Source organism: Klebsiella sp. GG_Kp146, assembly GCF_040061975.1.
In the GTDB taxonomy this organism is placed as follows: domain Bacteria; phylum Pseudomonadota; class Gammaproteobacteria; order Enterobacterales; family Enterobacteriaceae; genus Klebsiella; species Klebsiella quasipneumoniae.
This window is the reverse complement of record NZ_JBEAHA010000014.1, coordinates 228,124-253,865: the sequence shown is the minus strand read 5'-3', so window position 1 is coordinate 253,865 and position 25,742 is coordinate 228,124. Positions and strand designations below refer to the sequence as shown.

Here is a 25,742-nt window from a genome sequence, read left to right as displayed (position 1 = left end):
CCGGCGCAAAACCACCGGAACGCGCAACATTAACCGTTGGTCTTATTGCGGGTACTGGAACGGCGGTTGCTGTTATTACCCTGACGCGGGTTAGCGCTGCTCTGGCTGTGACGCTTCACCGCCCGGCGGATCTGATTGGCTTTCAACCGGCGACGATCTTTTTCAACGGCGACCTTAGAGCTGGTTTCCGGAGTAAGTTCCACCAGCTCGCGCAGGTAGTTGGTCTGCGCCAGGTCCAGCTCGGTATAGCCGCCGCGCGGCAGGCCTTTCGGCAGCAAGATATCGCCATAGCGCACGCGGATCAGGCGGCTGACCTGCACGCCGACCGCTTCCCACAGGCGACGCACTTCGCGGTTACGCCCTTCGGTCAGGGTGACGTTGTACCACTGGTTAATCCCTTCACCGCCGGTGAATTTAATGGTTTTAAACGCCGCCGGACCATCCTCTAGCTGCACGCCGCGAGACAGCTGACGCAGCTTATCTTCATCCACCTGGCCGAAAACGCGGACGGCGTACTCACGCTCGACTTCACGGCTCGGGTGCATCAGACGGTTTGCCAGTTCGCCGTCGGTGGTGAACAGCAGCAGGCCGCAGGTGTTGACGTCCAGACGACCAACGGCAATCCAGCGCGCGCCGCGCAGTTTAGGCAGACGATCGAACACCGTCGGGCGCCCTTCCGGATCGTTACGGGTGCACAGTTCGCCTTCCGGCTTGTAGTAAGCCAGCACGCGGCAGATCTGCTCAGCGGACTCTTTCACCGAGATCAGATGGCCATCGATACGAATTTTTAAACCGGGGACGATCTCCACACGGTCGCCGAGGGTGGCGATTTTGCCGTCGACGCTGACGCGGCCAGCTTCGATTTTCGCTTCAATTTCACGGCGGGAGCCGTGGCCGGCGCGGGCCAGCACTTTTTGCAGTTTCTCGCTCATTGAGCTTCCTTAAGGTGTCGCCTTCCCAGGCGTCTGGTATGCTTTATGAAACAATGAGGTCTTTTTCAACAACTCATTGTTACGTATATACTTTTTACGTAAAGTCTCGCTGGCATGCGCAAAACATTCACCGCGAGCCCGTAATCGTGGCCGAACATACTACACTAACTTCGTCGGGAAAGCTTCTGTTCGCCGCATTGCGCTGAGTATGGAACAGATTTTGCGCGGACGCTTAGATTTGCGAGCAGCCTGAACCTATAAAGACCTGGTGGGTCATTGATTATCAATCCGGGAAAGGGAATTTACAGATAACCCGCCTCCAGCCGAGGATATAGCAAGAGGTGGAATGCAGAAGTCATCCTCTGGATTTGATCGATAATTATTTTTTTAACGCCCCCATGACCAGGCGAAATAATTCCGGCGGATTATTGGTCGCGTCTAAAGCGCCATGCTGTTTTGCTTGTTCCTTATGCTGAGCAGCATTGGAGCTCGCATAGATAATGTATGGAATGTCTTTGCCCTTTCTTCTTAGCTCATCCAGGAGAGTATATCCCGCACGATCATCCCCTGGCCTCTTCATATCGGAAATAATCACATCAAACGACTGATTTTTTAGTCTTTCGAGAGCCTCGTCGGTAGATACTACATTAACAAACCTTATGCCCAGAGCTTCCATGGACTGACGTTCAAAGCGATTACCATTGGGTCTGTCATCTACCCACAAGATGACGGCATCACCCGCTCTTCGCAATACTCTCGGCGTTACAGCCTGAGTCACTACGTTGACGTCATCCAGAACGCTTTGCTCTACATTACCCTCGCCTTTAGCAATGGTACCTTTGCTGGCCAATGCAGCGGCAAGATTGGCACTAGACTCAGCCCCTTTATTGAAGGTCTCGACTTCAAAGCCAGGACCTTTAATGGAAAGGCGGCTGAGGTTTTCAAGAAACCGGTTGATTGCAGTTCCAAATCGACATAGAAAAAACAGAACAATAGCGGGCCAAATAACAACATTGATTAACGATATCAGCTCATGAAGCATAACCAGGTTCTCCCATGAGACTTTCAGGAGCCAGACAGGCTCCTGACGTTCGAGCGTTGCTTCAGCCCACTTTTCGTCAGATTACAGAAACGGCCTCACGTCGCCGACGCCTTCGCGCAGCACCACCGGAGCGTCTTCAGTGAGATCGATAACCGTGGTCGGCTGCTGTCCAAGGAAGCCGCCGTGGATAATGAGGTCCACGACTTTCTCCAGACGATCTTTGATCTCTTCCGGGTCGGATTCGGTAAAGTCGCTGCCGGGCAGCATCAGCGAGGTGGAGAGCATCGGTTCGCCTAAGGTCTCAAGCAACGCCTGAGCGATGGGATTGGACGGGACGCGCATACCAATGGTTTTACGCTTCTCCTGCAGCAGCCGGCGCGGCACCTCTTTCGTTCCTTTGAGGATAAAAGTGTAGTTGCCCGGCGTATTGTTTTTCATCAGGCGAAACGCCACGTTGTCCACAAAGGCGTAGGTTGACAGTTCGGACAGGTCGCGGCACATCAGGGTGAAGTTGTGTCCGTCCGGCAGCTGACGGATGCGGCAGATCCGCTCCATCGCGCCCTTGTCTTCAATTTTGCAGCCCAGCGCGTAGCCGGAGTCAGTAGGATAAACGATCACCCCGCCCTTACGCACAATCTCCACCGCCTGGTTAATCAACCGCGCCTGCGGGTTATCCGGATGGATATAAAAAAACTGGCTCATACTTCCCTCTCAATTTTTATTCGGCGGCCACTTCCCAGCTGTGCCAGACGCCTTCGACGCCGGCAGGGAGCCAGAGCTTACGGCCAAGCTCGATCCACGCGCAGGGTTGATGGAAATCGGATCCCTGCGACGCCAGAAGACCAAACTGCACGGCCAGGGCGGCCAGTTGAGCGCGTTCGTGGGGCGCCTGCTGGCACTGGGCCACTTCCATGGCATCACCGCCCTGCTCGCTAAAGTGGGCCAACAGCCGCTTCAGCCACTTGGCGGAAAGATCGTAACGTCCGGGATGGGCTATCACCGCCTTGCCGCCAGAATGATGAATGACATCAATTGCTTGTTTTATTGTACACCACTGCGGCGGCACGTAACCGGTTTTCCCGCGGGCAAGGTATTTTTTGAAGACCTCCGCCATGTTCTTCGCGTGGCCGGCCTCCACCAGAAAACGGGCAAAATGGCCGCGGGTGACGGCGCCACCGTCCGCCAGCCGCAGCGCCCCTTCCCAGGCGCCGGGGATGCGCGCCTTCTCCAGACGCTCGGCAATCATTTGGCCGCGCTGCTGGCGCCGCGCTTTCTGCTCCTCCAGCAGGGCGGTCATCGCCGGGTGCGCAATATCAATATTGAGACCCACAATATGAATCTCGTGATTCTCCCAGAGGGTGGAAATCTCGACGCCGTTCACCAGGGTCAAGGGTATTCCGGCGCGGGCAATCTCTTCCCGGGCCGCCGGGATAGCCGCCACGCTGTCATGGTCGGTGATCGCCAGCGTGCCAACGCGCATCTCATGGGCGCGATGGACCAGTTCCTGCGGAGTCAGCCGCCCGTCAGAGGCGGTGGTATGGCTGTGCAGATCGTAAATCACTGCGTATTGGCTGTCGCTCAAAAGGACTCCTGCTGGACATCAACGTAAATAAGCGCATTATCATACCGACAGGCAGAGAAAATCTGCAAACAAGGGTTGACTTTATTCCATCGAACTAGTTAACTAGTACGCAAGTTCACATGAAGGGGTATCACGATGAAAATGCACTTTATCACTCTGCACAGCTGGTGGCGCACCTCCTGATAACGGGCGGCGTGATCGCGTTTTGCATTCAGCATACAGATACCCGGCCCGCCAATGAGCGGGCTTTTTATTGGACAAAAATAATACGAACAGGCGAGAACAATAATGCAAACATCCAAACCGGCACTCGAGCTTCTCACCAGCGACGCCATCTACCGGGAGAACCCGACGGCGTTATTCCACCAACTGTGCGGCGCCCGTCCGGCCACCCTGCTGCTGGAATCGGCTGACATCGACAGCAAAGATGACTTAAAAAGCCTGCTGCTGGTCGACAGCGCGCTGCGCATCACTGCCCTCGGTGACACTGTCACCATTCAGGCCCTCTCCGCCAACGGCGCCGCGCTGCTGGAGCTGCTGGACGGCGCGCTGCCCTCCGGGATCGCCAATCAGCGCCAGCCCAACGGCCGCATCCTGACCTTCCCGGCGGTCAGCTCCCTGCTCGATGAAGACGCCCGCCTCTGCTCGCTGTCAGTGTTTGACGCCTTTCGTCTCCTGCAGGAGCTGGTGACCGTCCCGGCCAACGAGCGTGAAGCGATGTTCTTCGGCGGCCTGTTCGCCTATGACCTGGTGGCCGGCTTTGAAGATCTGCCGCCGCTGCAGAGCGACACCGCCTGCCCGGACTACTGTTTCTATCTGGCGGAGACCCTGCTGGTCATCGACCATCAGACCAAGCATACCCGCATTCAGGCGAGCCTGTTTACGCCGCTGGAGAGTGAAAAACAGCGCCTGGAGCAGCGCCTGAGCCAGCTGCGCCAGCAGCTGAACGAGCCGCCGCTGCCGCTACCGGTCACCACCGTGGCCGAAATGCGCTGCGACGTTGACCAGAGCGATGAAGAGTACGGCGCGGTGGTGCGCAAAATGCAGCGCGCGATCCGCGCCGGGGAAATCTTCCAGGTGGTCCCTTCCCGCCGCTTCTCGCTGCCCTGCCCGTCGCCGCTGGCCGCCTATGATGTGCTGAAGAAGAGCAACCCCAGCCCGTATATGTTCTTTATGCAGGACAATGATTTCACCCTGTTCGGCGCCTCGCCGGAGAGCTCGCTGAAATACGATGCCGTCAGCCGTCAGATTGAGATCTACCCCATCGCCGGCACCCGGCCGCGCGGCCGCCGCGCCGACGGTTCGCTGGATCGCGATCTCGACAGCCGTATCGAACTGGAAATGCGCACCGATCACAAAGAGCTTTCCGAGCACCTGATGCTGGTGGACCTGGCGCGCAACGATCTGGCCCGCATCTGCACCCCGGGCAGCCGCTATGTCGCCGATTTAACCAAGGTTGACCGTTACTCCTTTGTCATGCATCTGGTCTCCCGGGTGGTGGGTGAACTGCGTCAGGATCTTGATGTGCTGCACGCCTACCGCGCCTGCATGAACATGGGCACTCTCAGCGGCGCGCCGAAGGTTCGCGCCATGCAGTTGATTGCCGCCGCCGAAGGTAAACGACGCGGCAGCTACGGCGGCGCGGTGGGCTATTTCACCGCCCACGGCGACCTCGACACCTGCATCGTCATCCGTTCCGCCTACGTGCAGGAGGGTATCGCTACCGTCCAGGCCGGAGCCGGCATTGTGCTCGACTCGGTTCCCCAGTCGGAAGCGGATGAGACCCGAAATAAAGCCCGCGCGGTGCTGCGCGCCATTGCCCAGGCCCATCACGCGAAGGAGATTTTCTGATGGCTGACATTCTGCTGCTCGATAATATCGATTCTTTCACCTATAACCTGGCAGACCAGCTGCGCGCCAACGGCCATAACGTAGTGATTTACCGTAACTCCGTTCCGGCGCAGGCGCTGATTGAGCGTCTGGGCACCATGGACAACCCGGTGCTGATGCTCTCCCCTGGCCCGGGTACGCCAAGCGAAGCCGGCTGCATGCCGGAACTGCTGACCCGCATGCGCGGCAAGTTGCCGATCATCGGCATCTGCCTCGGCCACCAGGCCATTGTTGAAGCCTACGGCGGCTATGTCGGCCAGGCGGGCGAGATCCTCCATGGCAAAGCCTCCAGCATTGAGCACGACGGCCAGGCGATGTTTGCCGGTCTGGCTAACCCGCTGCCGGTGGCGCGCTACCACTCGCTGGTCGGCAGCAATATTCCCGCCGGGCTGACGATTAACGCCAATTTCAACGGTATGGTGATGGCGGTGCGTCACGATGCGGACCGGGTGTGCGGCTTCCAGTTCCACCCGGAATCAATCCTCACCACCCAGGGCGCGCGACTGCTGGAGCAGACTCTGGCCTGGGCGCTGCAGAAGCTGGAGCATACCAACACCCTCCAGCCGATCCTGGAGAAACTGTACCAGGCGGAAACCCTGAGTCAGCAGGAGAGCCACCAGCTGTTCTCCGCTGTGGTGCGCGGCGAAGTGAAGCCTGAACAGCTGGCCGCCGCGCTGGTCAGCATGAAAGTGCGCGGCGAGCAGCCGCAGGAAATTGCCGGCGCCGCCACCGCGCTACTGGAAAACGCCGCGCCGTTCCCGCGCCCGGACTACCTGTTTGCCGACATCGTCGGCACCGGTGGCGACGGCAGCAACAGCATTAATATCTCCACCGCCAGCGCGTTTGTCGCCGCCGCCTGTGGATTGAAAGTGGCGAAGCACGGCAACCGCAGCGTCTCCAGTAAATCAGGCTCTTCCGACCTGCTGGCGGCCTTCGGCATTAATCTCGATATGAACGCCGATAAATCCCGCGCGGCGCTCGATGAGCTGGGCGTCTGCTTCCTGTTCGCGCCCAAGTATCACACCGGTTTCCGCCACGCGATGCCGGTCCGTCAGCAGTTGAAGACCCGTACCCTGTTTAATGTGCTGGGACCGCTGATCAACCCGGCGCATCCGCCGCTGGCGCTGATTGGCGTCTACAGCCCGGAGCTGGTGTTGCCGATTGCGGAAACCCTGCGCGTACTCGGTTATCAGCGCGCGGCCGTGGTGCACAGCGGCGGGATGGATGAAGTCTCGCTGCATGCGCCCACGGTGGTCGCCGAGCTGCATGCCGGGGAAATCAAAAGCTATCAGTTGACCGCCGACGACTTCGGCCTGACGCCTTACCATCAGGCGCAGCTGGCGGGCGGTACGCCGGAAGAAAACCGTGACATTCTGACGCGCTTGCTACAAGGTAAAGGTGAAGCCGCTCACGAAGCCGCCGTCGCCGCCAACGTCGCCATGTTGATGCGTTTACACGGGCATGAAGATCTGAAAGCTAACGCTCAGCAGGTACTGGATGTGCTGCACAGCGGCGCGGCCTATGACAGAGTGACCGCCTTAGCGGCAAGAGGGTAAAGAATGCAGACCGTTTTAGCAAAAATCGTTGCCGACAAAGCGATTTGGGTGGAAGCCCGCAAACAACAACAACCGTTAGCCAGTTTTCAGAATGAGGTCGTCCCGACGCAGCGCAATTTCTATGACGCGCTGGCCGGCACCCGCACCGCGTTTATTCTCGAGTGCAAAAAGGCCTCGCCGTCGAAGGGGTTGATTCGCGAAGATTTCGATCCGGCGGCGATCGCCAGCATCTACAAACACTACGCCTCGGCGATCTCGGTGCTGTGTGATGAGAAATATTTCCAGGGCAGCTTCGATTTTCTGCCGATCGTCAGCAAGGTCGCGCCGCAGCCGATCCTGTGTAAGGACTTCACCATCGACCCTTACCAGATCTACCTGGCGCGCTACTATCAGGCCGACGCCTGCCTGCTGATGCTCTCGGTGCTCGACGATGAACAGTATCGTCAGCTCTCCGCGGTGGCTCACAGCCTGAATATGGGCGTACTGACCGAAGTCAGCAATGAAGAGGAGCTGGAGCGCGCCATCGCTCTGAAGGCGAAGGTGGTAGGCATTAACAACCGCGACCTGCGCGATATGTCGATTGACCTTAACCGCACCCGTCAGCTGGCGGCGCGTCTCGGCCCGGATGTCACGGTGATCAGCGAATCCGGCATCCATACCTATGCCGAAGTGCGTGAGCTGAGCCACTTCGCCAACGGCTTCCTGATCGGCTCCGCCCTGATGGAGCAGGCGGATCTGGAAGCGGCGGTCAAACGCGTGCTGCTCGGCGAGAACAAAGTGTGCGGCCTGACGCGCCCACAGGATGCCCAGGTGGCCTGGGAGTCCGGCGCCATCTACGGTGGCCTGATCTTCGTCCCGACCTCGCCGCGGGCGGTAAATGATGCCCAGGCCAAAGCGGTGATCGCCGCCGCGCCGCTGCAGTACGTCGGCGTCTTCCGCAATGCGCCGCTGGACGAGGTGGTCGCCCGCGCCCAGGCCCTGGGGCTGGCCGCCGTGCAGCTGCACGGTGATGAAGACCAGGCTTATATCGACGCGCTGCGCGACGCCCTCGCGGATAACGTCCGCATCTGGAAGGCGTTGAGCGTTGGCGAAACTTTGCCGGCCCGTACACTCCGCCATGTCGATAAGTATCTGCTCGACAACGGCCAGGGCGGCAGCGGCCAGCGTTTTGACTGGAGCCTGCTGCAGGGCGAGGATCTGCGCAACGTTATGCTGGCCGGCGGCCTCGGCGCCGATAACTGTGTGGAAGCGGCCAAAAGCGGCTGTGCCGGACTCGATTTCAATTCAGGCGTAGAGTCGCAACCCGGGATTAAAGACGCCAGCAAGCTGGCCTCCGTTTTCCAGACGCTGCGCGCATATTAAGGAGCAATAATGAGCACTTTACTGAACCCCTACTTCGGCGAATTCGGCGGCATGTATGTGCCGCAGATCCTGATGCCCGCCCTGCGCCAGCTGGAAGAAGCCTTTGTCAGCGCGCAGAAGGACCCGGCCTTTCAGGCGGAATTCACCGACCTGCTGAAAAACTACGCCGGTCGTCCGACGGCCCTGACCAAATGTCGGAACCTGACCGAAGGGACCCGCACCACCCTGTACCTGAAACGCGAAGATCTGCTGCACGGCGGCGCGCACAAAACCAACCAGGTACTGGGCCAGGCTCTGCTGGCCAAACGGATGGGCAAAACCGAAATTATCGCCGAGACCGGCGCCGGCCAGCACGGCGTCGCCTCAGCGCTGGCCAGCGCCCTGCTCGGCCTGAAATGCCGTATCTACATGGGCGCCAAGGACGTCGAGCGCCAGTCGCCGAACGTCTTCCGTATGCGCCTGATGGGCGCCGAGGTGATCCCGGTGCACAGCGGCTCTGCCACGCTGAAAGATGCCTGTAACGAGGCGCTGCGCGACTGGTCCGGCAGCTACGAGAAGGCGCACTATATGCTGGGCACCGCCGCCGGTCCGCACCCGTTCCCAACCATCGTGCGTGAATTCCAGCGCATGATTGGCGAAGAGACCAAAGCGCAGATCCTCGAAAAAGAGGGACGCCTGCCGGACGCGGTGATCGCCTGCGTCGGCGGCGGGTCAAACGCCATCGGCATGTTCGCTGATTTTATCGAGGAAACCCAAGTCGGCCTGATCGGCGTGGAGCCTGCCGGGCACGGTATCGAAAGCGGGGAGCACGGCGCGCCGCTGAAGCATGGTCGCGTTGGGATCTACTTCGGCATGAAGTCGCCGATGATGCAAACCGCCGACGGCCAGATCGAGGAATCTTACTCCATTTCCGCCGGGCTGGACTTCCCGTCCGTTGGGCCGCAGCACGCGTATCTGAACAGCACCGGGCGCGCCGACTATGTGTCGATCACCGACGACGAAGCGCTGGACGCGTTCAAAGCGCTCTCCCGCCACGAAGGGATCATCCCGGCGCTGGAGTCCTCGCACGCCCTGGCCCACGCGCTGAAGATGATGCGCGAAAACCCGGAAAAAGAGCAGCTGCTGGTGGTTAACCTCTCCGGCCGCGGCGATAAAGACATTTTCACCGTACACGACATCCTGAAAGCGCGAGGGGAAATCTGATGGAACGCTATGAGACGCTGTTTGCCCAACTAAAAAACCGCCAGGAAGGCGCCTTCGTCCCCTTTGTGACCCTTGGCGATCCGGGACCGGAGCAGTCGCTGAAAATTATCGATGCGCTGATCGAAGGCGGCGCCGATGCCCTTGAGCTGGGGATCCCCTTCTCCGACCCGCTGGCGGACGGCCCGACCATCCAGGGCGCGGCCCTGCGCGCCTTCGCCGCGGGGGTGACCCCGGCGCAGTGCTTTGAGATGCTGGCGGCGATCCGCCAGAAGCATCCGACGATCCCAATCGGCCTGCTGATGTACGCCAACCTCGTCTTCAGCCCGGGTATCGATGAGTTCTATGCCCAGTGCGCCCGCGTCGGCGTCGACTCGGTGCTGGTCGCCGACGTGCCGGTGGAAGAGTCCGCCCCGTTCCGCCAGGCGGCGATGCGCCATAACATCGCGCCGATTTTCATCTGCCCGCCCAATGCGGATGACGATTTACTGCGCCAGATTGCCTCATATGGCCGCGGCTACACCTATCTGCTGTCGCGCGCCGGGGTGACGGGTGCGGAAAATCGCGCTGCGCTGCCGCTGCACCATCTGGTGGAGAAGCTGGCGGAATATCACGCCGCGCCGCCGCTGCAGGGCTTTGGCATCTCCGCGCCGGAGCAGGTGAGCGCAGCCATTGACGCCGGCGCCGCCGGGGCGATCTCCGGTTCCGCCATCGTCAAAATCATCGAACGCCATCTTGATGAGCCGCAGGCCATGCTCGACGAGCTGAAAGCCTTCGTCCAGAGCCTGAAGGCGGCGACCAAAACCGCCTGACGGTCAGCCGCCTGGCCTTGCGCCGGGCGGCGATTTCCTCGCGTTAGCTCCCCTTCCACGTCATCTTGCACGCCTGCACATCAGACTGAACGATGATCGACACCTTGACGCCAGGCGATGCGCTTTAACGTGGAAATTGATGGCGGGCGGATACCGAAGATTTGCACCATGTTGAAAGTAAAAATATCGCTCTCCCTGGTACAGGAGAGCGATAGGTCAGGCAATCAATATTGCCCGAATATCATTGACGTTGGTTAACGTTGGGCCGGTCATTACCAGGTCATCGAGCGCATGAAAATAGCTATAGCTATCGTGTACATCAAGATAACTAGCCGCATTTAGACCACCCATTTTGCCGCGTGTTAGCGTGTCCGGGAATACCAGCGCACCTGCTGCATCTTCCGTTCCGTCGATACCATCACTGTCGCCAGCGATTGCCCATATACCGTTTTCTCCCTGCAACGCACAGGCCAGACTGAGCGCAAATTCAGTATTACGACCCCCTTTCCCGTGCTGACCCTGACATACCGTCACGGTGGTTTCGCCCCCCGACAATAGCACTGCCGGACCGGAAACCGGATGACCATATTGCTTCACGGATTTAGCAATCCCGGCCATAACAATGGCCACTTCACGACTTTCGCCTTCTAACGCATCGCCGAGAATAAGCGGCGTAAGTCCGTGTCTGCACGCAGCCAGCGCGGCAGCCTGCAAAGCCAGCTGCGGCGTGGCAATGAGTTTTACTTCGCTGTTCGCTGTGCTTTCAACCGGGCCTGCCGGCTGGCTTAGCAGTTTATGAACAGGTTCCGGGGTCTGAATACCGTAGCGCTGAAGTACCCGAAGCGCATCAAGCGGCGTGCTGTCATCGGCGACAGTAGGACCTGATGCCACATCTGCCGGGTTATCCCCCGGCACATCGCTGATAATCAGTGACACAATACGGGCCGGTTGCGCTATTCTTGCCAGCTTGCCGCCTTTCACCGCGGAGAGATGACGACGTACCAGATTCATCTCTTTGATATTGGCACCGCTGTGCAGTAGCGCGCGGGTAATGGCCTGCTTATCTTTCAATGTTAATCCTGGTGCGGGCAGCGCCATCAACGCCGACCCGCCACCGGAAATGAGCGCCAGCACCAGGTCATCAGAGGTCAATCCGCGCAGCGCTTCCACAATCAGCATTGCGGCAACTTCGCTCATCGAATCCGATACCGGATGAGCAGCCTCGATAATGCGGATGCGACCAGCAGGCACCGCGTAACCGTAACGCGTCACCACCACGCCAGACACATCCACATCCGGCCAGGCTGCATCCACAGCCGCTGCCATTGCCGCCGAGGCTTTACCGGCACCGATTACCACGCAGCGGCCACGCGGTTTTTCCGGCAGGTTAGACAGGATCGCAGGCCCGGCTCGGGCGCTGTCGACAGCATGCTGAAAAATATCCTGCAGGATCTCTGCAGGCTGTTCATTTATCATGGTTATACGGTCTCGGCGATATTTGCTCTGGCTTCGATAAATTCCACTACAGCGCGGGTGACGTCCGCGGTACTGGCCGTTCCACCGACATCTGGCGTCAGAATGCCTTTCTCACAAACATATTCGATACTTTCCATAACCATCGCCGCGGCGTTACGCTCTCCCAGATGTTCAAGCATCTGTACCGCAGTCCAGAAGGTTGCTATCGGGTTAGCAATGCCTTTGCCGGTGATATCAAAAGCTGAACCATGGATAGGTTCGAACATGGAAGGGAAGCGGCGTTCCGGATCAATATTGGCGGTCGGCGCTACGCCCAGACTGCCCGCCAGCGCGCCGGCCAGATCGGAAAGGATATCGGCATGCAAATTGGTGGCAACGATGGTATCCAGGGTCTGGGGATGCAGCGTCATGCGGTGCGTCATCGCATCGACCAGCATCTTGTCCCACTGCACATCCGGGAATTCCTGCGCCACCTCGGCGGCAATCTCATCCCACATCACCATTCCGTGGCGCTGGGCGTTGGATTTAGTCACCACGGTCAGCAGTTTACGTGGACGAGACTGCGCCAGTCTGAAGGCATAGCGCATAATGCGAGTAACCCCGACGCGGGTGAAGATGGCCACCTCGGTGCCGACTTCTTCCGGTAAGCCACGGTGTGCACGGCCGCCGTTACCGGAATACTCACCTTCGGAGTTTTCGCGCACAATCACCCAGTCAAGATCGCCGGGCCCGCGGTTGCGCAGCGGTGAGGTGACACCCGGCAGGATTTTGGTTGGACGCACGTTGGCGTACTGGTCAAACCCCTGGCAAATTGGCAGGCGCAGACCCCAGAGTGTGATGTGGTCAGGGACATCCGGTGCGCCCACCGCGCCGAAGTAAATGGCATCAAATTTTTTTAGTGTGTTCAGCCCTTCTTCCGGCATCATCACGCCATGTTTTTTGTAATAGTCCGACCCCCAGTCAAAGGTCTCCACATCAAACTTCAGCTGCGGATCGTGGCGTGTCAGTGCATGCAGCACTTCAACACCTGCCGAGATGACTTCAGGACCAATACCGTCGGCAGGTATGGCGGCAATTTTATAGTTACGCATAGTAAATTCTCCGGTTAATGAGTATGAGGATGAGTGAGTTCTGCCGTTTGCGGTTTACCCGCCCTGGCAGAAAGGATCAGGACAATGAGGGCCGAAATAGCCAGCAGTCCGGCGACAAAGTACAGGCCCCAGGTGTAGCTACCGGTCTGCTCGCGGATCACGCCAATCATCATTGGGCCGACAAAACCGCCCAGATTGCCGATGGAGTTAATCGTGGCAATACCCGCGGCCGCAGCCGGGCCGCTGAGGAACACGGTAGGCATACTCCAGAGGGGCGGTTTCGAGGCGCTGATGCCTGCGGTGACCAGGGTTAAGGCAACAATCACGGTAAACAGTGTGCTGACGTTACCGGCGTAAATCAGACCGGCTGCTGCCAGCAGGCAGGCACCAATCACATGCCAGCTGCGCTCTCTGGTGCGGTCAGAATGCCGCGCCCACAGGATCATGGCGATGACGCCGATGACCGCCGGGAAGGCGTTGAGGAAGCCAATCTCCAGTGAGGTAGCACCGAAGCTGCGGATGATTTGCGGGGACCAGATGCCAAGTGTGTACAAGCCGGCAGAAGTACCGAAATAGACCAGCGCCAGAGCCAGTACCCGCTTATCCGCCAGTCCTTTCCATGCGCTGCTGTGGTTCTGTTTTGCCGCCCGGGCCAGCTCCTCGGCCTGCATGGTGTTTTCCAGCCATGCACGCTCTTCGTCAGTCAGCCATTTGGCTTTGGCCGGACGATCGGTAAGAAAGAACAGAACCACAACGCCGAGTATCAGCGCTGGCAAGGCTTCCAGCACAAACATCCACTGCCAGCCGGCGTAGCCGAGAAAGCCATGCATCTCCAGCAGGGCGGCAGAAACAGGCGATCCCAATGCTGTAGAGAGCGGGGCTGCGGCCATAAAGATGGCGGTAACCTGCGCGCGTCTGGCTGCCGGGAACCAATAACTGAGATAAAGGATAATTCCCGGGAAGAAACCGGCTTCCGCTACACCGAGTAGAAAACGCAGAATGTAGAAGCTCGTCGTACCCTGCACAAAAGCCATGCAGCCAGAGACCAGGCCCCAGGTGATCATGACGCGGGCAATCCAGATGCGGGCACCTACTTTATGGAGAATTAAGTTTGACGGCACCTCAAACAGAAAGTACCCCAGGAAGAAGATGCCGGCGCCCAGCCCAAAAACGGTGGGTGAAAAACCCAGATCCTGATTCATGGTCAGGGCGGCAAAGCCAATGTTGACACGGTCGAGGAAGGCAATGAAGTACAGCAGCATGATGAAAGGAATAATGCGCAGGGTAACCTTGCGCATCACCTTCTTTTCGAGGTCGTTTTTCATGACGGATGCTCCATAGTGATGTAGGGTTGTTATCGTTTTGTAATAAACCCAGTATGAAGTTTTGAACCGCTTTATCATCGGCATGGCTTTATATAAATAATTTGCATAATCAGGTTTTGGTGAAAAAATGGATATAAATCAGCTACGTTGCTTTGTGGTATTGGGTGATGAGCTTCACTTCGGCCGTGCTGCCCGTAAACTTGAAATGATGCCTGCGTCACTGAGTCGCTTCATCAAACTGCTGGAAGATGATTTGGGGATAAGACTACTGAATCGATCGACCCGCAATGTGTCGCTAACGCCTGAAGGTGCCGCCTTTTTAAATGAGGCCAAAACGGTCATTGCTGATTTCGATGCGCTACGGCAGCGATTCCGTAAAAATAGCCTGCTGCAGAAAAGGACGTTGCGGATCGGAGCTATCGATAGCGCAGCCAAAGGATTACTTCCTGAACTGCTTAATCTTTTCGTCAGGCGTTTTCCGGAGGCAGACATTCATCTTACGGAAGATAAATCTCATAAACTTATCCCCCGACTCATTTCAGGATGGCTGGATGTGGTCTTTGTACGTCCGCCGGAACATATTGATGCCACGCTGACAACACGTTTTATCGCCAATGAAACCTGCGTGCTCGCCGTGCCCGCTAACCACCGCCTGGTCAGTTATGACGAAGTCAGTATCGATGACTTCCGACACGAGCCGGTTATCGTGCCGGAAAGAGGCACCCGGCGTCACAGCCATGACCTGACAATGAATATTTTCAAGGAGGGTGGCAGCATGCCTGTCATCGCGCAGTATGCCGAAGAGAAGCAGACTATCCTGAGTTTTGTTGCCGCTGGACTGGGCATCGCTCTGGTGCCTGCGTCATATAAAGATATGAATGCGGACGGCGTGAAATACCTTAAGCTCGCGCCCAAAAAACATATCGAAGGCCTTCCCCTCAGCGCGATGTGGCATCAGGGAAATAACACTATCTATTTGCGATCCCTACTGGAGATACTTTCCGACAATATCGACGAGCTGACCCGTGATTTGTGACGGAAAAAGATGATTGTTGCGCCGGGGCGGCAACACGCGAGAATTTAGTTCGGTTGCTTACAGGCGAGCCCCTGGGCTTCCAGTTTCTTCACCTGGCGACTGACGGTGGTGTAATCGCGCCCTAAATGATCCGCCAGCTCACCCCCCACCGGCCATGACGCCCTACCGCCATCAGCAGCGGAAACAGCATCTGTTCCAGCTGGACGCCAGCCGCCTGGAGGTTCTGCTCATCGCGCACCGGCTGGTTCATCACGCTGATGCTATCCAGCAGCGCACGGTCTTTACCCTTGGATAAAAATCGCTTCCGCACAAAAGATGGGGTTGATATCTTAAATGAGAAATATTATCTTTCTCATTACTGAATAGTTGAGTAAATAACTCAGGTATTCAGTACGACATTGCTCACATTGCTTCCAGTATTTTTGCCCGCACTTGTGCGGGCTTTTTTTTACTCACAACACACCTCACGCACCAGCTGCCACAGCCGGCGGTCAAGCCGCAGGGGCTGCTGGGCGTGATGTCCTCCGGCCAGGGCAGTCTGACGAACAATCTCGGCGGCCAGCGGGAGCTCTACCGCGGAAGTAAAGCCGCGCTGAATATGTTCATGCGCAGCTTCGCCGCTCGCCCCACCTCGGCCTGCCACCCGCTGGTAGTGATGGCTCCGGGATGGATCCGCACCGAGCTCGGCGGGGCCGACGCCCCCTGACCATCGAAGAGACCATCCCATGCCTGGTGAACGTCCTGCTCGACAAGCAGGGGCGCCCGGGACTGGAGTTTCCGGATTACCAGGGCCGCACGGTGCCCTGGTAAGCCCGCCGGGACGCCTGCCTCCGGGCGTCCTCCGGCGCCCGCCCGGCGTCATTGATCCCAGATCACCACGCCATGTACCGCTTTGTCCCGCCGCCTTTGCCGAGCTAATTCGCCTTTTTTGTTCAAAATTTATGAAATTTGTAAACGGTGGTGAAGAAATCAGTTTAAACGTCAACTTTTCTGTGTAAATATTAAGGCGAATGATAACTATTCTTTTTATCATTTATAGAGTCACGCCGGGTCAGCGCAAGCCAGACGACGAATAACGTCGCTTTTGCGCGGCGTGATATGTGCGAATAACAAAAAATAAGCCTGCATTTATCATGGAAAAAAACGCTTCTCTGCCGTTTGGCAGTTTCAACTCATTGGCATTGTTTACGGGTCTGTGTCTGGGGGCCGCGCCGGCAACCGGCATGGCAGCGGAAAAATCAGTCAAAAATAATGAAGAGACGCTGGTGGTGGAAGCCGCCCCGCCTTCGCTTTATTCTCCCGGGGCCTCCGCCGATCCCAAGTTTAATAAACCGCTGGTGGATACCACTCGCACCATCACCGTGATCCCCGAACAGGTCATTAAAGATCAGGGCGTCACCAACCTGACTGACGCCCTCAAGAACGTCCCTGGCGTCGGGGCGTTTTACGCCGGGGAGAATGGCAGCTCAACCACCGGGGACGCCATCTTTATGCGCGGCGTGGACACCTCCAACAGTATTTATGTGGACGGCATTCGCGATATCGGCAGCGTGACGCGGGATACCTTCAATACCCAGCAGGTGGAAGTCATCAAAGGGCCCGCCGGCACGGACTATGGCCGCAGCGCCCCCTCCGGCTCGATCAATATGATCAGCAAACAGCCGCGTCTTGACTCCGGGATCGACGGTTCGGCCAGCATCGGCAGCGCCTGGTCGCGCAGGGGTACCCTTGATCTTAACCAGGCCTTCGGCGACAACGCCGCGTTTCGCCTCAACCTGATGGGCGAAAAAACTCACGACGCCGGCCGGGATAAGATTGAGAACGAGCGCTACGGCATCGCTCCGTCGCTGGCCTTTGGCCTCGATACGCCCACCCGTCTGTATCTGAACTATCTCCACGTCCGGCAGAACAACACCCCGGATGGCGGGATCCCCACCGTCGGCCTGCCGGGCTATTCAGCGCCTTCGCCGAAGTATGCCGCGCTCAATTCCGCCGGTAAGGTCAATACCAGCAATTTCTATGGCACCGACTCCGATTACGATAAATCCACCACCGACAGCGGCACCCTGCGCTTCGAACACGATCTGACGGACAATACCACCGTGCGCAATACCACCCGCTGGTCGCGGGTGAAGCAGGAGTATCTCCTGACTGCGGTGATGGGCGGCGCGAGCAATATCACCGCCCCCGACATCAATGACGTCAACACCTGGAGCTGGTCACGGCTGGTTAATACCAAAGATGTCAGCAACCGCATTCTGACCAACCAGACCAATATCACCTCGACCTTCAATACCGGCTCGATAGGCCATGACGTTAGCGCCGGCGTGGAGTTTACCCGGGAAAACCAGACCAACTATGGCGTCAACGCCCTGACCGCCCCGGCGGTGAATCTCTATCATCCGGTGAGCAGCCTGTCGATTGGCGGGCTGGACAGAAACGGGGCGAACGCCAACGGCCAGACCGATACCTTCGGCATTTATGCCTTCGATACGCTGGCGCTGACCGATCGGGTTGAGGTCAACGGCGGGCTGCGTCTCGACAGTTACCATACCAAATATGACAGCGCCACCGCCTGCGGCGGCAGCGGACGCGGGGCTGTCGCCTGCCCGCCAGGACAGTCGACCGGCAGCCCGGTCACCACAGTCGATACCGCCAAATCCGGTAACCTGGTTAACTGGAAGGCCGGGGCGCTGTATCGCTTAACCGAGCAGGGCAATATCTACGTCAACTATGCCATCTCGCAGCAACCGCCGGGGGGCAGCAGCTTCGCGCTGGCCGCCAGCGGCAGCGGCAACAGCGCCAACCGGACCGACTTTAAACCGCAGAAGGCGAAATCCAGCGAACTGGGTACCAAGTGGCAGATCCTCGACAAGCGCCTGCTGCTCAGCGCGGCGTTATTCCGTACCGATATTGAAAACGAAGTGGCCGCTAACGATGACGGAACCTGGTCGCAATACGGCAAAAAGCGCGTGGAGGGGTATGAGCTCTCCGCGACCGGGAACCTGACCCCGGACTGGACGATCATCGCCGGCTACACCCAGCAGCATGCCAAGGTGACAGAGGGGCAGAATGTGGCGCAGGATGGCTCTTCCGCGCTGGCCTACACCCCGAAACATGCCTTTACGCTGTGGACGCAGTATCAGGCCACCAGCGATTTGTCCGTCGGCGGCGGCGTGCGCTATGTCGGAAGCCTGCGCCGGGGCAGCGATGGCGCGGTCGGTACCCCGGATCACACCGAGGGCTACTGGGTCGCCGACGCCAAACTGGGCTATCGGGTCAACAGCAACCTCGATCTGCAGCTCAATATGTACAACCTGTTTGATACCGATTACGTGGCTTCCATCAACAAGAGCGGCTATCGCTATCATCCGGGCGAACCCCGTACCTTTATGCTGACGGCGAACGTCCATTTCTGAGTCTGTACGTGGGGCCATCGCGCCCCACCTTTTTGAGAGGACACCGCAATGATGTATCACATTCCTGACGTGCTAACGGCGGACCAGGTGGCTGAATATGCCCGCCTGCTGGCGCAGGCCGAATGGGTTGACGGGCGGGTTACCGTCGGCAGCCAGGGGGCGACCGTCAAACAAAACCAGCAGATCGATACCCGCACGCCGCTGTACGCCCGTCTGCAGGGCGCCGTACTCGACGCGCTGCGCGGCCATCCGCAGTTTTTTTCCGCCGCGCTGCCGCGGACGATTTCCGCACCGTTGTTTAATCGCTACGGGCCGGGGGAGACCTACGGCTTTCATGTCGATGGCGCGGTGCGTCAGAACGGCGAAGCGGGCTGGATGCGGACCGATTTATCGGCGACGCTGTTTCTCTGCGAACCGGAAAGCTATGAAGGAGGCGAACTGGTCATTGAAGACACCTATGGCCAGCATCGGGTGAAGCTCCCGGCCGGGCATCTGGTGCTCTATCCCGCCAGCAGCCTGCACTGCGTCACCCCGGTCACCCGCGGCGTACGCCAGGCCTCTTTCCTGTGGATCCAGTCGATGGTCCGCGACGATAAGCAGCGCGCGATGCTCTACGACCTGGACCGCACGATCCAGTCGCTCAAAACTCGCTTTGGCGACGGAGAAGAGGTGCTCTCCCTGCTCAATATGTATCACAACCTGCTGCGCCAGTGGACGGAAGTGTGATCCGCAGGCGAAGGGGTATCGCAGGGAGGAGTGAGGAGGAACAAACTGGCCGTCCGCTGGCCAGTTTGCAGCAGGCGTTAGAACCGATAGCCTGCGGAGAACATAAACACCCACGGATCCAGGCGGGTGCTGACTTTCTGGTCCACGCCGCCGGCTTTGAATTTCACATCGGTATCGATATCCATGTACCACACCGACATATTCAGCAGCCAGTCACGGTTAATCAGGTAATCGAGGCCGACCTGCCCCGCCGCGCCCCAGGAGTCCTTCAGGCTCAGATCGGAAAGCCCGGCCGCCTTGCCGTTATCGTTAAAGTCTTCATTAAAGAAGGTGGTGTAGTTAATCCCCGCCCCCACGTACGGGCGCACCTTGCTTTGCGCATCGCCAAAGTACCACTGCGCCATCAGGGTGGGTGGCAACTGATGGACGGTGGCGATGGTGCCGGTTGGCCCGGTACCAACCTTATGGCGGAACGGCGTTGCCGCCAGCAGTTCCACGCCGATGTTATCGGTCGCCATATAGGTAAAGGTTAAACCCAACTGAGTGTTGTTACTGACGTTGAAACCGCCAAGGCTGCCTAACACATTGTCAGAGCCCTCCGTCGGTCGGACGGTGGCGGTCCCGGCGCGAATGAAAAATTCACCCGCTTCATGCGCCCAGACGCTGCCGGTGGAAAGAGTGCTTAGAATTAATGCCGCCGCTGCTAACTTCTTCATGTCCACTTCCTCATTATGGTTTTTCAGCGCGGCCAAATATACCTATAACGAGTTACGTTTGATCTGTTTTAGATCACACTAAAACCTTAGATTTAACATTTATTGATCCAGATTAATTTTTGATACCGATCGCAATACGCTGAATCCTTCGCACATCAATTTTCACCTTTCGCGAAAAAAATTATTTCTGCCCCTCTTGCCGCCGCTGAGGCGGCTGGATAAGTTAACTGCCGACAATCTGTGTTGATGCGTTTTTTTCAGGTGTAATTATGAGTGAAATCAACCCGTGCATGACGTGCGGTGCCTGTTGTGCGTATTTTCGTGTCTCTTTCTACTGGGCGGAAGCCGACGACGCGGGCGGCCTGGTGCCCTCCGCGCTGACCGAGCCGCTAACCCCTTTCCTGCGCTGCATGAGCGGCACCAACCAACGCCAGGGCCGCTGCGCGGCGCTATCGGGCGAAATCGGCGACGCTGTCCACTGCACTATCTATGAAAACCGTCCCTCGCCATGTCGCGAATTCGCCATGTCCGGGGAAGATGGCGAGGAAAACGACGCCTGCAACCGGGCGCGAGCGCGCTATGGCCTGCCGCCATTGCGGCCTCTTTACAAAGATATACCTGCCCTGACCGGCGCAGAGAGTGCTACGACGGAACGATTTGCGGTACAATCGCCGGCTAGTTAACACCTGCGACACTCAAGGAGAATGCATGTCTATCACGGCGAAGTCCGTCTACCGTGACACGGGGAATTTTTTTCGTAATCAGTTCATTACCATTTTGCTGATTGCGCTGTTGTGCGCGTTCATTACGGTAGTACTTGGCCATGCCTTTTCACCCAGCGACGAGCAGCTGTCGATACTCAGCGAAGGCGACAACCTCGCCGGTAGCGCAGGCCTGTTCGAACTGGTGCAGAATATGACGCCGGAGCAGCAGCAGGTTCTGCTGCGCGCCTCGGCGGCATCGACCTTCTCGGGTCTGGTGGGCAATGCGATCCTCGCCGGCGGCGTCCTGCTGCTCATCCAGCTGGTCTCTGCCGGTCATCGCGTCAGCGCTCTGCGCGCTATCGGCGCCTCGGCGCCGGTGCTGCCGAAGCTGCTGCTGTTGATCCTCTTCACCACCTTCCTGGTGCAGATGGGGATGATGTTAGTGCTGGTGCCCGGCGTCCTGTTGGCCATTGTGCTGGCCTTTGCGCCGATCATGCTGGTGCAGGACAAAATGGGCATCCTCAGCGCCATGCGCAGCAGCATGCGTCTGGCCTGGGCCAATTTGCGGCTGGTAGCGCCGGCCATTATCGGCTGGCTGGTGGCGAAAACCCTGCTGCTGCTGTTCGCTTCCAGCTTTGCCGTGCTGACGCCGAACGTCGGCGCGGTGGTCATCAACACCATCAGCAACCTGATTTCCGCCCTGTTGCTGATCTATTTATTCCGCGTGTATATGCTTATCCGTAGCTAATTTTAACCTGGACCGGGAAATTTCCCGGTCCGTCCTGACAGACGGGATCGATGTATGAAGCAGTTTCTGGATTTTTTACCGCTGGTGGTCTTCTTCGCCTTCTACAAGCTTTACGATATCTACGCCGCTACCACGGCGCTGATTGTGGCGACCGCCATCGTGCTGATCTACAGCTGGGTGCGCTACCGTAAAATCGAAAAAATGGCGCTGATCACCTTCGTGCTGGTGGCCGTCTTCGGCGGATTAACGCTCTTCTTCCACAATGATGAGTTTATTAAATGGAAGGTGACGGTGATCTATGCGCTGTTCGCCGGCGCGCTGCTGTTCAGCCAGTGGGTAATGAAAAAGCCGCTTATCCAGCGCATGCTGGGTAAAGAGCTGACCCTGCCGCAGCAGGTCTGGTCGCGTCTAAACCTGGCGTGGGCGGCGTTTTTTATCCTCTGTGGGCTGGCTAATATCTATATCGCCTTCTGGTTGCCGCAGAATATCTGGGTTAACTTTAAGGTCTTCGGTTTAACCGCCCTCACGCTGGTCTTTACCTTGCTGAGCGGGATCTACATCTACCGCCATATGCCGCAGGACGACCACCACTAATTCCCCGGCAGCCTGCGCCCGCCTCCGCGGGCGCTATCCCCTATTCTCTCTCCGCCGTTTTCATAGTAGCATCCCGCTGATCGTCTTTGACCACAACAGAGTAGAGCATGACAACAACAGATCTCGCCCCGAAGGGCGAAATGGTTTTACGCACCCTGGCAATGCCGGCGGATACTAATGCCAACGGGGATATTTTTGGCGGCTGGCTGATGTCGCAGATGGATATCGGCGGCGCCATTATGGCCAAAGAGATCGCCCAGGGTCGCGTGGTGACCGTGCGCGTGGATGGGATGACCTTTTTACGTCCGGTGGCCGTGGGCGACGTGGTGTGCTGCTATGCCCGCTGCGTGAAGCGCGGCAATACCTCAGTAACCATCAACATCGAAGTGTGGGTGAAAAAAGTCTCTTCAGAACCGATTGGCCAGCGCTACAAGGCGACGGAAGCGCTGTTTATCTACGTCGCCGTCGATAATCAGGGTAAACCCCGCCCTCTGCCGGCGGAATAAGATGGCGCCCGGCTAACCGGGCACCTGGCTTAGAGAAAGCCCAGCAGCGAGAAGAAGAAGTAGCCGATGACAATTACGATCACCGGCAGCACGTACAGCGGGAAATACTGCACCAGGATCGTATGTCGCGGCACTACAATGCGTTCGGCGAGCTGCTCGCGAGTTAACCCTTCCGCGCCTTTCGCCTGCTCGAGGATCAGCTGATCCTCAATCCCCTCGCGGAGAAATTTCGCCTGCCGCGCCATCCGCGCGCCGGAGGCCTGCAGCGCCATACCGACGAACACCAGAATGAAGATAATCCAGAAGCCGATGTTCAGACTGTGGTGAAAATCCGGCAGCGGTGAGTTGTACCAGAAAAAGTTCAGGAACGGCGTGTTAAAGCGCATCATCTCAATCATGACGTGCGCAAAATCCATCATTACCGCGTCAATGCCGGGTTTCTTTTCACTGTGCTCATACATAAATTTGAGGACAGAAATCAGCGTCGACAGCACGGCGGGAATAAAGATGACCCATCCCAAAATACGTTTGATGACCGCAATGCGTCCAGCTTGTTGGTACGTCATGAGTTCCCCTTGTTAAAGACGCGTTAGTGGTTCGCCTGCCGCCCGTTGCGTGGCGCAGGCGCTCCTCGCTTACCCGAATGTGTCGGGTATAAGTCTATCTTCCACGGCGAATTTCGCCCAATAACGCGCGGTATGATATACCATGAATGCCGATTCGTTTATCTGATTACGCAACAGGAGAAGGACATATGTCAGCGAAGCGCCGCATTGAGGCTGCGATTTTTGATATGGACGGGTTGCTGATTGACTCTGAGCCGCTTTGGGATCAGGCGGAGGTCGAGGTCATGGAGAGCCTGGGGGTGGATACCCGCCGCCGCGATGAACTGCCCGACCTGCTGGGTCTGCGAATCGACCTGGTGGTGGATCTGTGGTACGCGCAGCAGCCGTGGCGCGGCGTGGACCGCGCGGAAGCCACCGCGCGCATTATCCGTCGCGCCATTGAACTGGTGGAAGCCTCACGTCCGCTGCTGCCGGGGGTGCGCGAGGCGGTGGCCCTGTGTAAAGCCCAGGGGTTGAAGGTTGGGCTGGCCTCAGCCTCGCCGCTGGTGATGCTGGAGAAAGTGCTCAATATGTTCGAGCTGCGCGATCAGTTTGATGCCCTCGCCTCGGCGGAGCATCTGCCCTGGAGCAAACCGCACCCGCAGGTGTATCTCAACTGCGCCGCCGCCCTCGGGGTCGACCCACAGCGCTGTGTCGCGCTGGAGGACTCGGTCAACGGCATGATCGCCAGCAAAGCTGCGCGCATGCGCGCTATCGTGGTGCCGGAAGCGGAGAACAGCCGCGACCCGCGCTTTGTGCTGGCGGACGTCAAGCTGCCGTCACTGCAGGCCCTGACCGTCGAGGCGCTGCTCGGGTAAGGCCGCTGGTGGCTGACGCGATCGCCGTCACGCCGCCGGCAATAAAATCAAAACAGCGTTTCATTTTAATTGTAATTTTGTTTTCCTGCCTCTATGCTGGGCACAGGTGGCGTCATCGTACGCCTGAAGATCAGCACGCAGAGGTGAATATGGTATTAAACGCCTTCGACCTGACGGGTAAGGTCGCCATCGTGACCGGTTGCGATACCGGCCTGGGACAGGGAATGACGCTGGGCCTGGCGCAGGCCGGATGCGATATCGTCGGCATCAACCGCAAAATTCCCCACGACACGGCCGCGCAGGTTGAGGCGCTGGGCCGCCGCTTTCATGCCATTCAGGCGGATCTCAGCCATCAGGATGATATGACCGTTCTGGTCGACCAGGCGGTGGCGGCGATGGGCCGGGTCGATATTCTGGTTAACAACGCCGGGATTATCCGCCGCCATGACGCCCTGACCTTCACGGAAAGCGACTGGGACGCGGTCATCGATCTGAATTTGAAAGCGGTTTTCTTCCTCTGCCAGGCGGTCGCCAGGCAGTTCATTCGCCAGGGTGAAGGCGGGAAAATTATTAACATCGCCTCGATGCTCTCGTTTCAGGGCGGGATCCGCGTCCCCTCTTATACCGCCTCGAAAAGCGGCGTGCTGGGCCTGACCCGCCTGCTGGCCAACGAATGGGCTGGTCAGGGTATCAACGTCAACGCCATTGCGCCCGGGTATATGGCCACTAATAACACCCAGGCGCTGCGCGAAGATGAAGAGCGTAACCAGGCAATCCTTGAGCGTATCCCCGCCGGTCGCTGGGGGGTGCCGGGTGACCTGCAGGGGCCGGCGGTGTTTCTCGCCTCGTCCGCCGCCGACTATATTCATGGCTATACCCTGGCCGTCGACGGCGGATGGCTGGCGCGCTGAGAATTTGTGACAAAGAGTTACACCGTCACCTCTTCCGTGCACTGTATAAAAACCCTATACTGTATGAATCGACAGTTTAGGGTGTGTTATCATGACGGCGGAAGGCCATCTCTTCTTTTCAATCGCCTGCGCAGTATTTGCCAAAAACGCAGAGTTAACGCCGGTGCTGGCGCAGGGCGACTGGTGGCATATTGTGCCCTCCGCGGTCTTGACCTGCCTGCTGCCGGACATCGATCACCCAAAGTCGTTTCTTGGCCAGCGGCTGAGCTGGATCTCCAGGCCCGTGGCGCGGGCCTTTGGCCACCGCGGCTTCACCCACAGCCTGCTGGCGGTGTTTGGCGCGCTGACGCTATTCTACCTCAAGGTGCCTGACAGCTGGATTGTCCCGGCGGACGCCCTCCAGGGCCTGGTGCTGGGCTATCTCAGCCACATTCTCGCCGATATGCTCACCCCCGCCGGAGTGCCGCTGCTATGGCCGTGTCGCTGGCGCTTCCGGCTGCCGATCCTTGCGCCGCGCAAAGGCAACCAGCTGGAGCGCGCCTTATGCATGGCGCTGTTCGTCTATGCCGTCTGGATGCCGCAGACGCTGGCGGACAACAGCGCGATACGCTGGTCTTCCGGGGTGATTAATTCCCTGCAGATCACCTTCAATCGCTTCATAAGTCACCAGAGTGGGCGATAAACCGGCAGA

The 25,742-nt window shown here is 58.3% G+C and carries 24 protein-coding genes, 2 pseudogenes and 1 other annotated feature; of the genes and pseudogenes, 16 read left to right on the top strand and 10 right to left on the bottom strand.

Going from position 1 to position 25,742, the window contains the following annotated elements; all coding sequences use genetic code 11:
- Positions 1 to 29 precede the first annotated feature (29 nt).
- The 4 genes from rluB to rnm form a co-directional block, all read right to left on the bottom strand.
- Positions 30 to 932: a 23S rRNA pseudouridine(2605) synthase RluB gene (rluB, locus tag ABLU95_RS17545; protein ID WP_023289330.1), complete on the bottom strand. Its 903-nt coding sequence runs from the start codon at positions 930 to 932 to the stop codon at positions 30 to 32.
- Positions 933 to 1,311: 379 nt separating this feature from the next.
- Positions 1,312 to 1,974 (bottom strand): response regulator, encoded by a 663-nt coding sequence (locus ABLU95_RS17540; protein WP_023289329.1) that lies wholly within the window; start codon positions 1,972 to 1,974, stop codon positions 1,312 to 1,314.
- Positions 1,975 to 2,055: 81 nt separating this feature from the next.
- Positions 2,056 to 2,676 carry an L-threonylcarbamoyladenylate synthase gene (locus ABLU95_RS17535; protein ID WP_023289328.1) on the bottom strand — a complete coding sequence of 207 codons (621 nt, stop codon included), beginning with the start codon at positions 2,674 to 2,676 and terminating at the stop codon, positions 2,056 to 2,058.
- A gap of 16 nt (positions 2,677 to 2,692) precedes the next feature.
- Positions 2,693 to 3,556: an RNase AM gene (rnm, locus tag ABLU95_RS17530; protein ID WP_348880073.1), complete on the bottom strand. Its 864-nt coding sequence runs from the start codon at positions 3,554 to 3,556 to the stop codon at positions 2,693 to 2,695.
- Between the two features lie 159 nt (positions 3,557 to 3,715).
- Positions 3,716 to 3,811: a sequence feature (Trp leader region), on the top strand.
- Positions 3,812 to 3,844: 33 nt separating this feature from the next.
- Here rnm and ABLU95_RS17525 point away from each other — a divergent pair.
- From ABLU95_RS17525 to trpA, 5 genes are read left to right on the top strand one after another with little or no spacing between them, the layout of a single operon-like run.
- Positions 3,845 to 5,407 carry an anthranilate synthase component 1 gene (locus ABLU95_RS17525; RefSeq protein ID WP_023289326.1) on the top strand — a complete coding sequence of 521 codons (1,563 nt, stop codon included), beginning with the start codon at positions 3,845 to 3,847 and terminating at the stop codon, positions 5,405 to 5,407.
- Entirely contained in the window at positions 5,407 to 7,002 is a 1,596-nt protein-coding gene (trpD, locus tag ABLU95_RS17520) for a bifunctional anthranilate synthase glutamate amidotransferase component TrpG/anthranilate phosphoribosyltransferase TrpD (RefSeq protein WP_023289325.1), read from the top strand. The genes ABLU95_RS17525 and trpD overlap by 1 nt, the downstream gene beginning before the upstream one ends.
- Before the next feature lie 3 nt (positions 7,003 to 7,005).
- Positions 7,006 to 8,364 (top strand): bifunctional indole-3-glycerol-phosphate synthase TrpC/phosphoribosylanthranilate isomerase TrpF, encoded by a 1,359-nt coding sequence (gene trpCF / locus ABLU95_RS17515; protein ID WP_348880070.1) that lies wholly within the window; start codon positions 7,006 to 7,008, stop codon positions 8,362 to 8,364.
- Between the two features lie 9 nt (positions 8,365 to 8,373).
- Entirely contained in the window at positions 8,374 to 9,567 is a 1,194-nt protein-coding gene (gene trpB, locus ABLU95_RS17510) for a tryptophan synthase subunit beta (protein WP_218810156.1), read from the top strand.
- Complete coding sequence (trpA, locus tag ABLU95_RS17505; protein ID WP_023289322.1) at positions 9,567 to 10,376, top strand: tryptophan synthase subunit alpha; 810 nt, start codon at positions 9,567 to 9,569, stop codon at positions 10,374 to 10,376. The genes trpB and trpA overlap by 1 nt, the downstream gene beginning before the upstream one ends.
- 216 nt (positions 10,377 to 10,592) lie before the next feature.
- Here trpA and ABLU95_RS17500 read toward each other — a convergent pair whose 3' ends face one another.
- From ABLU95_RS17500 to ABLU95_RS17490, 3 genes are read right to left on the bottom strand one after another with little or no spacing between them, the layout of a single operon-like run.
- Positions 10,593 to 11,852: a glycerate kinase gene (locus tag ABLU95_RS17500; RefSeq protein ID WP_277475761.1), complete on the bottom strand. Its 1,260-nt coding sequence runs from the start codon at positions 11,850 to 11,852 to the stop codon at positions 10,593 to 10,595.
- A 2-nt stretch (positions 11,853 to 11,854) separates the two neighbouring features.
- Entirely contained in the window at positions 11,855 to 12,943 is a 1,089-nt protein-coding gene (locus tag ABLU95_RS17495) for a tartrate dehydrogenase (RefSeq protein ID WP_101992718.1), read from the bottom strand.
- A gap of 14 nt (positions 12,944 to 12,957) precedes the next feature.
- A complete protein-coding gene (locus tag ABLU95_RS17490; protein WP_004203856.1) occupies positions 12,958 to 14,268 on the bottom strand; it encodes an MFS transporter in 1,311 nt (436 codons plus the stop codon).
- A 127-nt stretch (positions 14,269 to 14,395) separates the two neighbouring features.
- On the opposite strand from ABLU95_RS17490, the gene ABLU95_RS17485 reads away from it, so the two are divergent.
- A complete protein-coding gene (locus tag ABLU95_RS17485) occupies positions 14,396 to 15,304 on the top strand; it encodes a LysR family transcriptional regulator (protein WP_004203855.1) in 909 nt (302 codons plus the stop codon).
- Positions 15,305 to 15,351: 47 nt separating this feature from the next.
- Here ABLU95_RS17485 and ABLU95_RS17480 read toward each other — a convergent pair.
- Positions 15,352 to 15,614 (bottom strand): annotated as a pseudogene (locus tag ABLU95_RS17480) (helix-turn-helix domain-containing protein); the annotation flags it as partial.
- Between the two features lie 162 nt (positions 15,615 to 15,776).
- On the opposite strand from ABLU95_RS17480, the pseudogene ABLU95_RS17475 reads away from it, so the two are divergent.
- From ABLU95_RS17475 to ybiX, 3 genes and pseudogenes are all read left to right on the top strand, one after another.
- A pseudogene (locus ABLU95_RS17475) lies at positions 15,777 to 16,114 on the top strand (short-chain dehydrogenase); the annotation flags it as partial.
- Between the two features lie 323 nt (positions 16,115 to 16,437).
- Positions 16,438 to 18,723, top strand: coding sequence for a catecholate siderophore receptor Fiu (locus tag ABLU95_RS17470; RefSeq protein WP_023289315.1), 2,286 nt, complete (start codon positions 16,438 to 16,440; stop codon positions 18,721 to 18,723).
- Between the two features lie 48 nt (positions 18,724 to 18,771).
- On the top strand, positions 18,772 to 19,449 hold the full coding sequence (ybiX, locus tag ABLU95_RS17465; protein ID WP_065883000.1) for a PKHD-type hydroxylase YbiX: 678 nt from the start codon (positions 18,772 to 18,774) through the stop codon (positions 19,447 to 19,449).
- A gap of 77 nt (positions 19,450 to 19,526) precedes the next feature.
- Here ybiX and ompW read toward each other — a convergent pair whose 3' ends face one another.
- Entirely contained in the window at positions 19,527 to 20,165 is a 639-nt protein-coding gene (ompW, locus tag ABLU95_RS17460) for an outer membrane protein OmpW (RefSeq protein WP_023289313.1), read from the bottom strand.
- Positions 20,166 to 20,434: 269 nt separating this feature from the next.
- On the opposite strand from ompW, the gene ABLU95_RS17455 reads away from it, so the two are divergent.
- The 4 genes from ABLU95_RS17455 to yciA all read left to right on the top strand — a co-directional run bounded on the left by ABLU95_RS17455 (position 20,435) and on the right by yciA (position 22,717).
- Positions 20,435 to 20,848 carry a YkgJ family cysteine cluster protein gene (locus tag ABLU95_RS17455; protein ID WP_023289312.1) on the top strand — a complete coding sequence of 138 codons (414 nt, stop codon included), beginning with the start codon at positions 20,435 to 20,437 and terminating at the stop codon, positions 20,846 to 20,848.
- A gap of 25 nt (positions 20,849 to 20,873) precedes the next feature.
- Positions 20,874 to 21,617: a YciC family protein gene (locus ABLU95_RS17450; protein ID WP_023289311.1), complete on the top strand. Its 744-nt coding sequence runs from the start codon at positions 20,874 to 20,876 to the stop codon at positions 21,615 to 21,617.
- 54 nt (positions 21,618 to 21,671) lie between these two features.
- On the top strand, positions 21,672 to 22,211 hold the full coding sequence (locus tag ABLU95_RS17445; RefSeq protein WP_004203842.1) for a septation protein A: 540 nt from the start codon (positions 21,672 to 21,674) through the stop codon (positions 22,209 to 22,211).
- Positions 22,212 to 22,318: 107 nt separating this feature from the next.
- Positions 22,319 to 22,717 carry an acyl-CoA thioester hydrolase YciA gene (yciA, locus tag ABLU95_RS17440; RefSeq protein ID WP_002901629.1) on the top strand — a complete coding sequence of 133 codons (399 nt, stop codon included), beginning with the start codon at positions 22,319 to 22,321 and terminating at the stop codon, positions 22,715 to 22,717.
- 29 nt (positions 22,718 to 22,746) lie between these two features.
- Here yciA and ABLU95_RS17435 read toward each other — a convergent pair whose 3' ends face one another.
- The gene (locus ABLU95_RS17435) at positions 22,747 to 23,283 is read right to left on the bottom strand and encodes a YniB family protein (protein ID WP_023283571.1); all 537 of its coding nucleotides are present in this window, start codon (positions 23,281 to 23,283) and stop codon (positions 22,747 to 22,749) included.
- Between the two features lie 188 nt (positions 23,284 to 23,471).
- Between ABLU95_RS17435 and hxpB the strand changes: the two genes are divergently transcribed.
- The 3 genes from hxpB (at position 23,472) to ABLU95_RS17420 (ending at position 25,733) form a co-directional block, all read left to right on the top strand.
- The gene (gene hxpB, locus ABLU95_RS17430; RefSeq protein ID WP_017898668.1) at positions 23,472 to 24,140 is read left to right on the top strand and encodes a hexitol phosphatase HxpB; all 669 of its coding nucleotides are present in this window, start codon (positions 23,472 to 23,474) and stop codon (positions 24,138 to 24,140) included.
- Positions 24,141 to 24,289: 149 nt separating this feature from the next.
- A complete protein-coding gene (gene kduD, locus ABLU95_RS17425) occupies positions 24,290 to 25,051 on the top strand; it encodes a 2-dehydro-3-deoxy-D-gluconate 5-dehydrogenase KduD (protein ID WP_032452531.1) in 762 nt (253 codons plus the stop codon).
- 91 nt (positions 25,052 to 25,142) lie between these two features.
- Positions 25,143 to 25,733 (top strand): metal-dependent hydrolase, encoded by a 591-nt coding sequence (locus tag ABLU95_RS17420; RefSeq protein WP_023289309.1) that lies wholly within the window; start codon positions 25,143 to 25,145, stop codon positions 25,731 to 25,733.
- The last annotated feature ends 9 nt before the right edge of the window (positions 25,734 to 25,742 follow it).